General features: G+C 56.3%; 11 protein-coding genes. All 11 read left to right on the plus strand.

All coding sequences use genetic code 11. The features are described from left to right. Positions 1-12: 12 nt before the first annotated feature. Positions 13-198 carry a Flp family type IVb pilin gene (locus ABL922_RS07860; RefSeq protein WP_349023659.1) on the plus strand — a complete coding sequence of 62 codons (186 nt, stop codon included), beginning with the start codon at positions 13-15 and terminating at the stop codon, positions 196-198. Between the two features lie 94 nt (positions 199-292). Next, positions 293-478 (plus strand): Flp family type IVb pilin, encoded by a 186-nt coding sequence (locus ABL922_RS07865; protein WP_349023660.1) that lies wholly within the window; start codon positions 293-295, stop codon positions 476-478. 116 nt (positions 479-594) lie between these two features. After that, the gene (cpaB, locus tag ABL922_RS07870) at positions 595-1,542 is read left to right on the plus strand and encodes a Flp pilus assembly protein CpaB (RefSeq protein ID WP_349023661.1); all 948 of its coding nucleotides are present in this window, start codon (positions 595-597) and stop codon (positions 1,540-1,542) included. 4 nt (positions 1,543-1,546) lie between these two features. Next, a complete protein-coding gene (locus ABL922_RS07875) occupies positions 1,547-2,998 on the plus strand; it encodes a type II and III secretion system protein family protein (RefSeq protein WP_349023662.1) in 1,452 nt (483 codons plus the stop codon). Beyond that, positions 2,988-3,275, plus strand: coding sequence for a hypothetical protein (locus ABL922_RS07880; RefSeq protein WP_349023663.1), 288 nt, complete (start codon positions 2,988-2,990; stop codon positions 3,273-3,275). Before ABL922_RS07875 ends, ABL922_RS07880 begins: the two co-directional genes overlap by 11 nt. 25 nt (positions 3,276-3,300) lie before the next feature. After that, positions 3,301-4,911, plus strand: coding sequence for a pilus assembly protein TadG-related protein (locus ABL922_RS07885; protein ID WP_349023664.1), 1,611 nt, complete (start codon positions 3,301-3,303; stop codon positions 4,909-4,911). Between the two features lie 3 nt (positions 4,912-4,914). Next, positions 4,915-5,415, plus strand: coding sequence for a TadE/TadG family type IV pilus assembly protein (locus ABL922_RS07890; RefSeq protein WP_349023665.1), 501 nt, complete (start codon positions 4,915-4,917; stop codon positions 5,413-5,415). Further along, positions 5,412-6,050, plus strand: a complete 639-nt coding sequence (locus tag ABL922_RS07895; protein WP_349023666.1) for a TadE/TadG family type IV pilus assembly protein — start codon at positions 5,412-5,414, stop codon at positions 6,048-6,050. Before ABL922_RS07890 ends, ABL922_RS07895 begins: the two co-directional genes overlap by 4 nt. Before the next feature lie 13 nt (positions 6,051-6,063). Further along, positions 6,064-7,257 (plus strand): AAA family ATPase, encoded by a 1,194-nt coding sequence (locus ABL922_RS07900; RefSeq protein WP_349023667.1) that lies wholly within the window; start codon positions 6,064-6,066, stop codon positions 7,255-7,257. A 2-nt stretch (positions 7,258-7,259) separates the two neighbouring features. Next, positions 7,260-8,621: a CpaF family protein gene (locus ABL922_RS07905; RefSeq protein WP_349023668.1), complete on the plus strand. Its 1,362-nt coding sequence runs from the start codon at positions 7,260-7,262 to the stop codon at positions 8,619-8,621. Further along, positions 8,621-9,551: type II secretion system F family protein (locus ABL922_RS07910; protein ID WP_349023669.1), on the plus strand; the 931-nt coding region annotated here is incomplete at its 3' end. The genes ABL922_RS07905 and ABL922_RS07910, both read left to right, overlap by 1 nt.

A 9,551-nucleotide genomic window follows, 5' to 3' on the forward strand; every position in this document is an offset into this window, starting at 1 on the left:
AGGGGTAGTATTATGCGTAAATTTGTAACTTCGTTCCTGCGTGACGACAGCGGCGCTTCGGCAGCTGAATATGCTCTCATCCTCGCCATCGTCGGTGCCGGTATTGCCGTGGCTGCGATCGCTCTGGGCGGTGCCATCGGTGGCGCGCTGAACGACGCCAAGACCTGCATCAGCACCAATGGCGTAACCTGCAAGTAATTGATGCGGTGAACTTAATGAGATTCTCCCCGCTCTAACAAACGGGCGGGGAGTTTCCCAGAAGAAGAACAGGGTTAAAATAAGGGGTGATAATATGCGTAAATTTGTAACTTCGTTTCTGCGAGATGACAGCGGCGCTTCAGCAGCTGAATATGCTTTGATCCTTGCAATCATCGGTGCCGGCATTGCCGTTGCTGCAATCGCTCTGGGCGGTGCTATCAGCGGTGCGCTGAACGACGCCAAGACCTGCATCAGCACCAATGGCGTAACCTGCAGTTAAATAGAACTGTAGGTGAAATTACAAGCTGCTCCCCGCCTGGTTTGACCAGGCGGGAAGTTTCAGGGGGCTTCCTGCACAGGATGCCAGATTGAAATCAAATTCGGGTGGGGGGTCGCATGGCGAACCGGAACTGGATCATAATTGCGATAGCGGCGATCATCGGGATCGTTGCCGTCATTCTTGCAAACAGTTATCTGACTGGCGTTGAAAACCAGCAGGAACGCAGCGCCGAAGAAAATCGCATGGTCCAGGTGGCTGTTGCCCGTGTACCCATGGCTTACGGCACCGCCTTGACCGCAGAAAACATCCGCATGGTCGCATGGCCTGTAACATCGCTGCCGCCAGGCGCCTTCCAATCCACCAGAGCGCTTCTCGGAGTCGAACAACGCGTTGTTCTGCGCCCGATCGAGGCCGGCGAACCTATTCTTCCGGGCAAGGTGACTGGCCCGGGTGGCCGCGCAAGCATTTCCGCCCTGATCGACGAAGATATGCGCGCCGTAGCCGTGCGCATCAGCGATGTTTCTGGCGTCGCCGGTTTCGTCCTTCCTAATGATACCGTGGACGTATTGCTGACCCGCACGCCGAAAACAGAATCTGAGGGCCAGATCGATCCAATTACCGATGTGCTGCTGCAAAATGTGCGCGTCATCGCGATCGACCAGGGCGCTGACGACAAGAACAACCAGCCCGTAGTCGGCAAGACTGCAACGCTGCTGGTCGATCAACAGGGCGCGCAGAAACTTGCCCTTGCCTCGAACGTTGGCTCGCTCTCGCTCGCTCTGCGCAATGCGGCAAACCAGGATGTTTTCATGGCGCAGACAGTCGGCACACGCGACCTCGGCCAAGGCAGCGTCTCGCCCAGCTTTTATAACCAGCCGCGCAGCGGAACCGCAGCTATGGCGTCCAGCCCCTACCCTATCCCTGCGATGCAAGCAGCGGCAATTGGGCAGGCGCGCAACGCAGCAGGACCAGTTCGTCGCAAACCCGCCAATTCGGTCGAAGTCGAGATCGTCCGCGGTACGGCCAGTTCTTCCTACGATGTTTCGCGCCACAGGGGGTATTGAGCGCATGAAAAACCTGAGCTTCATCTTTGGCACTGCTCTCGCACTGTCACTCTCCGCCGCCCCCGCCGCGTTGGCCCAGGGCTATCAGAGTTCCTCAGACGCCGGGCTACACGCTGGCCAGCTCGATGTTCCGCTGAACAAGAGCCAGGTGCTGACGGTCGACCGGCCGTTCGGCAAGGCTATGATTGGCAGCGAGGAAATCGCCGATATCATGCCGATCACCAACCGCTCGCTTTATGTGCTCGGCAAGAAAATGGGCACCACCAGCCTGACGATATATGACAATGCGAACAACGTGATATCGGTAGTCGATGTTGCTGTGGGCCCGGATATTGTATCGCTACGCCGTCAGCTTTCCGAACTGATCCCCGGCGAACCCATCGGCGCCAAAATCTCGAACGAAGCTGTCATTCTGACCGGTATTGTCTCAAACGGCCCTGCCATCGACCGTGCTATTCAGCTCGCAAAAAGTTATGCAGGCGACAAGGTGATCAACATGATGTCGGTCGGCGCCAGCCAGCAGGTGATGCTGGAAGTACGCTTCTCCGAAATCTCGCGCCAAACGGGCAAGCAAATTGGATTGAGCGGCTTTGGTTTTAGCGATGGTGGCAGTTTCGGTGCCGCTATCGGCAATGGTGCCGGGCTTGTCCCCGATCCATCGACTGGCAACGGCGTGCTCCGGCTCGATTCCATCACCGGTGCCTTTGGAGTGTTCCGCAAGGCCTTTGACGTTGCCGGGCTGAATATCGACGCTGTGCTTGATGCGCTAGAACGAAAAGGTCTGGTCAAGACCCTCGCCAATCCGACGCTCGTAGCGCTTTCCGGCGAAACCGCATCCTTCCTGGCGGGCGGTGAGTTTCCTGTTCCGGTGGCGCAAGGTAACAGCGGCGGCGGCGGCGGAGGAGGCGGCAATAGCGGCAGCATCACCGTCGAGTTCAAACCCTTTGGCGTCAGTCTCGCCTTTACGCCAACGGTACTGGCCGATGGCGTAATCAATCTGGCCGTAGAACCAGAGGTCAGCTCGATCGACCCCACCGCTTCGATCACCGTCAACGGACTGGTCATCCCCGGCCTGCAGACGCGGCGCGCCAACACTGTGCTTGAACTGCGCGACGGCGAAAGTTTTGCCCTGGCTGGACTGATCCGCAAGGACTTCCAGACGACCGTACGGCAGGTTCCTCTTCTGGGCTCTATTCCAATTATCGGGTCGCTGTTCCGCTCGTCGGGCTTCCAAAAGGGTGAAACCGAACTGGTGATTGTGGTTACCCCGCGTCTGGTGCAGCCGATCAAGGCTGGCGCACCCGTCGCGCTGCCAACCGACCGGGTGCAGAACCCCAATGAACTCGACCTGTTCCTGATGGGACGCACCGACAAGGCCGTGGGCATCAATCCACTTGATCCCAATGCACCTCCTCCAGAGGCCCCCAAAACGGAAGGCGCCGACTATGATTTTTGATCGCAAAATGCTCGGCTCTGCACTGGCTCTCGTGCTGCTTGCGGGCTGCACACCTAATGATACCGGCCTTGGCGATGCGGTGCGTGCCAATTATGCGGCGCAGGTCATAGAACCCGAACCACAATATGCCGAGGCGATGACCGCCAGCGGCGATCAAACGGCGGGTGCTCAGGAGCGATATCGCAAGGGCAATGTGAAACAACCGGTAGCCGAGAAGACAACCAGCGGAGTTACTGGCGGCGGCGCGTCCGGTGGCGGCTCCTCTGGCGGCAATTAAGTCTTAAGTAATAAGGAGATGAGCGGTGATACGATCGATAGGGAAGAAACTTTGGCGTGAAGAAAGCGGGGCTGTCGCCTCCGTTTACGCCTTAGCCTTGCCTGCATTGGTCGCGATCGGCGGTATCGCCTTTGATTATGCCCGATTGGCTGCAATGGACACAGAGTTGCAAAATGCAGCCGATCAAGCCGCATTGGCGGCCGTAACACAATTGGACGGAAAAGCCGGGGCCTGCGCCCGTGCGTCCGCCACCGCAGTTTCGCATCTGGCCAACCGGACTGTCTATTCCAATGTGGGTGGGACGCCGGACATTACTGTAACTGGCGAAGCGACGTGCGACGCAACCGGCAAGATCAAATTCTGGCAGAACAAGGCAAAAACGACGGCAGCAACCACAGACGCCAATGCCCGTTTTGTAGAAGTGACGGTCAACGCCCGCACGGCGCGCTATGCCCTGACGCCGATTGTTGGCGCGTTCAACTCCGGAGCAATCGATGCAGCTGCTATGGCTGGGCTGGGCTCTTCGGTTTGCAAAGTCCCGCCGATCATGATCTGCAGCCCGGATCCCTCTGTACCTTTCGATGCCAATGGCAGAGTCGGCCAAGGCGTCGTCGCAACCGGGCACAGCCCCGGGTCGGGAAGCAACAAGGACAACGCGAACCAGGGCGGCAGCCCGGGAACAGGCAGCAACACCACATGGGCTCCGGGCGATTTCGGTTTTCTGCAGGTGAACGATCCCGACGCCAACAACCGCAATGCGGCTTTGTTGAGAGCACTCGCTTACGAAAATCCACCTACCGATTGCGTCCAAATCGACGAAAATCGGGTTAGCACCGGAAATCCGCAAGGTTTATACGATGCGATCAACACCAGGTTCGGGATTTATGATTTCAACAATAATGGTGGCGGTAACGTACTCTCAACTTGTGAAGGCGGCGATTGCCCCCCTGCCCCAAATGTCCGCATGGATTATGTGAAGCAAGGCAATGGCAATAACAGTTGTAAAATCAAGCGGGGTACGGGTGGAAATGGATTTAGTCTGCCCGACAGCGGCAGCGAGTTTAAGCCTGTAAATCCCGGTGGCGCCTACAACCCAGTCACCGCGCTTCATTCCAATACTAATGCCATTGCAGCCATGGGACTTCCTAGGGATAATTGCCACTATACCAGCTTCAATACCGGCTCCACGACTTTGGGATTTTGTCCCGGCGGCAATGGTCGCTTCGGCAGTGGCGAGTGGGCCCGGCAGGACTATTTCACCAAATACCATAATTCAAACCGTCCCGCCAACTGGCAGACAATCAGCCGTTACCAAGCCTATTTGTGGGAGCTTTCAGGTAATATGCCGACGGGTGGTGCGCCGACGTGTGGCCTTCCAGCCAGTAACGCCAATCGGCGATTGCTGACGGTTGCAGTGGTCAGCAACTGCTCCAGTTTGAACGGCGCCTCACAACCGGTCGTGATCGACGAATGGGTTGATGTTTTCCTCGTCGAACCAGCAAGCGATGACACTTTACGGTGGAACGCCTTTAAAGATGCAATCTATATGGAAATCATTGGCAAATCGACCGTTGCGGGTGCCGGTGTTTTTGGCAATCAGACGGTGCGCCGTGATGTGCCTTATCTGGTGGAATGAGCAATGCGTTCGCTCTTTCTGATCGGTTCTGAAAATAGCGGCGCAGCAGCAGCCGAAATGGCGCTGCTCGTTCCTCTGCTCTCGATACTTATGTTCGGCTCATTCGAAATGGGCAATTTTTTCTGGAGCGAACATAGGGTGGTGAAGGCTGTGCGCGATGGGGCAAGATTTGCAGGACGACAGCCATTCGCCAAATTTGCTTGCGGTTCTGCCAGCCTCGCGGATGCCGCATTGGAAACTCAGATCAAAAACCTCACTCGTACCGGAACCGTCGATGGAACCGGTGCCGCAAAGGTTTATGGTTGGGCCAACACGCATGTTACCGTCAGTGTGGATTGTCCGGCAACTGCTCTAAATACCGGTATTTACAGTGGCTTGGCCAATGCACCACGTGTTACCGTTTCGACCACAATTCCCTACAGGTCGATCCTGCAAAATCTTGGCTTTAATACGACAGGCCTCAATTTGAGGGCGCAAGCGCAAGCTGCGGTGATGGGTCTATGAAGCTGTTCTCGCGCCTCGCCCACGATGAAAACGGTGGCCCAGCCGCGGAATTCGCGCTGGTTTTACCGGTTGCTTTGCTTTTCCTCGCCGGCATCATCGATGTCGGGCGCTATATGTGGACCTATAATGAAGCCGAAAAAGCAACGCAAATGGGCGTTCGATATGCTGTGACAACAGATGCTGTGCCATCAGGCTTGGCAGGATACAGCTTCGCTCAAAGCTGCGCAGTCACGCAAGGCAATCAGATTTCTTCGACCCAGTTTCCCGGCATGACATGCCAAGGAGGCGGAACCGTCGCGGCACCCACCGTCAATTGCTCATTTCCCACGGCCAGCAGTTGTTCGAACGCCATACCGACAACGTCAAACGCTCCAGCCTTTCGCGAAATTGTGAACCGTATGCGCCTGTTCAAGCCGGACATTTTGCCAACACAGGTACAGATACGATATAGTAATTCGGGTCTGGGCTACGCGGGTGACCCCACGGGTATGGATGTGGCCCCGCTGGTAACAATTACTGTCACCGGTCTGCAATTTAAGCCATTGACGACACAGATTTTAGGGACGGCTTTCACCATTGGTCCGTTCAGCTATTCGCTGACCATGGAAGATGGCGAAGGCACCTATTCGAATTAGGATGGAATTTTAGATGGGCGTTTCTGAAAATATCACTTTCACTTCGGAGGATTGGGTTTTGGACCTGAAATCGCGTTCTGTTTTGCTGGTCCTTTCTGAAGCTGAAATGACGAGTGCCCAGTTTGACGATGTGGCAATAGGACAGGCGCAGGTTTTGCTCGCAACAATGGCTCCTGACGCACGCATCGACGAAGCCCAGCTTGATGCGGCAACAATCCTGATCCTTGAAATTCGCCCCGACATGCCCAAATCGCTTGATCGGCTGAAACAGATCAGGGCATCGCACCCCCGCCTTCCGATTATCGCCGCTATCCGCGATTCCAACCTGTCGCTGGTCCGCATGCTTCTCAAGCAGGGAGTGCGCGACGTTGTCGCATTGCCGCTGGCGCAATCGGAATTGGCGTCGATCATCGCCGAAATCTGCGCTGAACTCGATGCCAGCCGCGCCGCCGAAGTGCAGCAGGGCCAGTTGATTTCGGTGCTCAAAAGCATTGGCGGCGTGGGTGCCACCACCGTTGCCACGCATCTTGCGGGTGAACTGGCACAGAGCAATCACGGCAAGGGCGTGTGCTTGATCGACCTTGATCTGCAATTTGGTGATGCTGGCGCCTATCTTGGTCTTTCCTCGCAGCTTTCGATTGCCGACCTCATCGCCGCAGGCGCGCGGATCGACCGCGAACTGCTCCGTTCGGTCGTGTCGAAAAGTGAAAATGGCCTGCACGTGATTCCGGCGCCAATGGATATCATGCCGCTGGAGGCCGCCAATTCGGAACAGATGCTGCGCATCATCGAACTGGCACGCGAAGAATATGATCATGTGATCCTTGACCTCCCGTCTAACTGGACCAATTGGACCTTGTCGCTCGTGGCTCTGTCGGACGTCGTATTTCTGGTGGCCGAATTGTCTGTCGCCAGCCTGCGCCAGGCGAAACGCCAGCTGCAACTGCTCGCCAATCAGGGTATCAATCACGACAATATCCACGTCATCGCCAACCGGGTAGAAAAGCGGATGTTCCGCACCATCAATCTCGATGACGCCTCGCATGCACTGGGGCACCCGATCGAATATAGCATCCACAACGACTATCCGCTGGTTCGCGCCGCGCATGATCAAGGGGTGTTGATCAACGCTATCCGGGCGCGCAGCAAAATCGGCACCGATATTGCCGCGATGCTGCCACTGCTCACGAAAGAAACGGACGCCTGAATATGTGGCAGATACGCAAAGCCGATGTTCTGGATACGGGCTCCGTGGCGAATGAAACCGCGAAGAAGGCGCTGGAGCGTCATGCGGCCGACACCGACTATATCGACTTGAAGGTTGAACTGCACCGTCGACTGATCGACCTGATCAATCTCTCCGCGCTGGAGACGATGACCCGGCCGCAGATTGAAACCGAAATTGGCGAGCTGGTTCACGAGCAGCTGGCCCAGCAAAAACATGCATTGAACCATGACGAGCGCAAGCAACTTGTCGCGGACATTCTTGATGAGCTTCTGGGCCTTGGGCCTTTGGAGCCATTGCTTCAGGATCATAGCATCACCGACATTTTGGTGAACGGCCCCGAAGTGGTGTTTGTCGAACGCAAAGGTGTGCTGGAGCGCGTCGAGACGCGCTTCAAGGATGACAAGCATCTGCTGCGCATCATCCAGAAAATCGTCAGCGCGGTTGGCCGCCGTGTCGATGAATCGTCACCTTTTGTCGATGCCCGCCTGCCCGATGGCTCGCGCGTCAACGCGATCGTGCCCCCGCTCGCTGTCGATGGCTCGCTGCTCTCGATCCGTAAATTCTCCAAAATTCCGATCAATATGGAAAAGCTCAGCGAATTGGGCAGTGTTCCCACGCCGATTGCTGAGGTGTTGAAGGGCGTGGTTCGCGCGCGGCGCAATGTACTCATTTCGGGCGGTACCGGGTCGGGTAAGACAACTTTGCTCAACGCAATGTCGGCCTTTATAGACGAACGCGAACGCATTGTTACTATTGAAGATTCTGCCGAACTTCAGCTGCAGCAAAGCCATGTAGCCCGCCTCGAAACCCGCCCGCCCAATATCGAAGGCAAGGGCGAAGTTACCCAGCGCGACCTGGTCAAAAACGCTCTGCGTATGCGCCCTGATCGCATCATCGTCGGCGAAGTCCGCGCTGGCGAAGCGTTCGACATGTTGCAGGCAATGAATACCGGCCACGATGGATCGATGACCACGGTTCACGCCAACACGCCGCGCGATGCGCTATCGCGTATCGAACAGATGATCGGGATGAGCGGCATCGACATTTCGCCTCGATCTGCGCGAGCGCAAATTGCTTCGGCGCTCAATGTTGTCATCCAGATCGGTCGATTGTCCGACGGCCGCCGCCGCCTTCTCAGCCTTTCGGAAATTGTCGGCATGGAAGGTGAAACCATCACCATGCAGGAAATATTCCGCTTCCGCATGCAGGGTCGCGACGAAAATAATATGGTCATAGGCCATTTCGAGGCAACCGGCATCCGACCGAAACTGCTCGAAGATCTCGCCGCACATGGCGTTTCGCTTAACTCCGATCTGTTCCGCCCTGATAAGAGGATCGAATAATGGATCCCATTGTCCTCAGGGTCTTGGCACTGGTCGTCATATTCGCTTCCGTGTTCCTCGTTTCGGAACGGGTGATCGCAACCCTTCGACAGCGGCAGAGGGGATCGCGCGCGATCAACAAGCGCTTGAAGATGATCGAAGGCGGGCTTGATCGCGAAATCGTCACATCGCGCCTTCGCAAATCTGCGCCTGGCAGTTTTACCGATATGTCCGGCATTATCGGCAAAATTGGACGTTCGATCGAGCGCGCAGTTGTCGCCTCGGGCATTCCGCTGCCTCCTCACCAAATCATGCTGGGCATGGCGATCGCATCAACGGCAGTGGCCGGACTCATACTTCTCAGTGCCGGCATTGCAGGCTTTGGCATCGGCCTCGGCGTTATCCAGCTTTCCATCGCATTGGGCTTCTGCTTTGGCGGCGCAATTCCGATGATGGTCCTCTCACATCTCGCCTCGAAACGGCGCAAAAAGATGCAAGAGCAGTTTCCGGTCGCGCTTGATATCTTCGTACGCGGTTTGCGATCCGGGCACCCGATTGCATCGGCGCTCGATCTTTTGACGAAGGAAATGGAAGATCCGCTCGGAACCGAATTTGGCCTTGTCGTGGATGAGGTATCCTATGGCGCCGATATGCGCGACGCGCTGCAGAACATGGCCGACCGCTGGGGAATTGACGATATCCAGATGTTTGTCGTTTCGCTTTCAGTGCAGAATGAAACTGGTGGCAATTTAGCCGAAATCCTTGCCAATCTCTCGGCCGTTATTCGCGATCGCCACACAATGTACATGAAAGTACGCGCTCTGAGTTCGGAAGGGCGAATGACTGCGCTAATCCTCACAGCCCTGCCTATCATGACCTTTAGCGGGCTGTTTATGATAAATCCGTCCTTCTACATCGACGTGGCGCAAGATCCCATTTTCCCGATCGGCT

The sequence above is a fragment of the Sphingorhabdus sp. genome, assembly GCF_040079335.1.
Lineage (GTDB): Bacteria > Pseudomonadota > Alphaproteobacteria > Sphingomonadales > Sphingomonadaceae > Sphingorhabdus_B.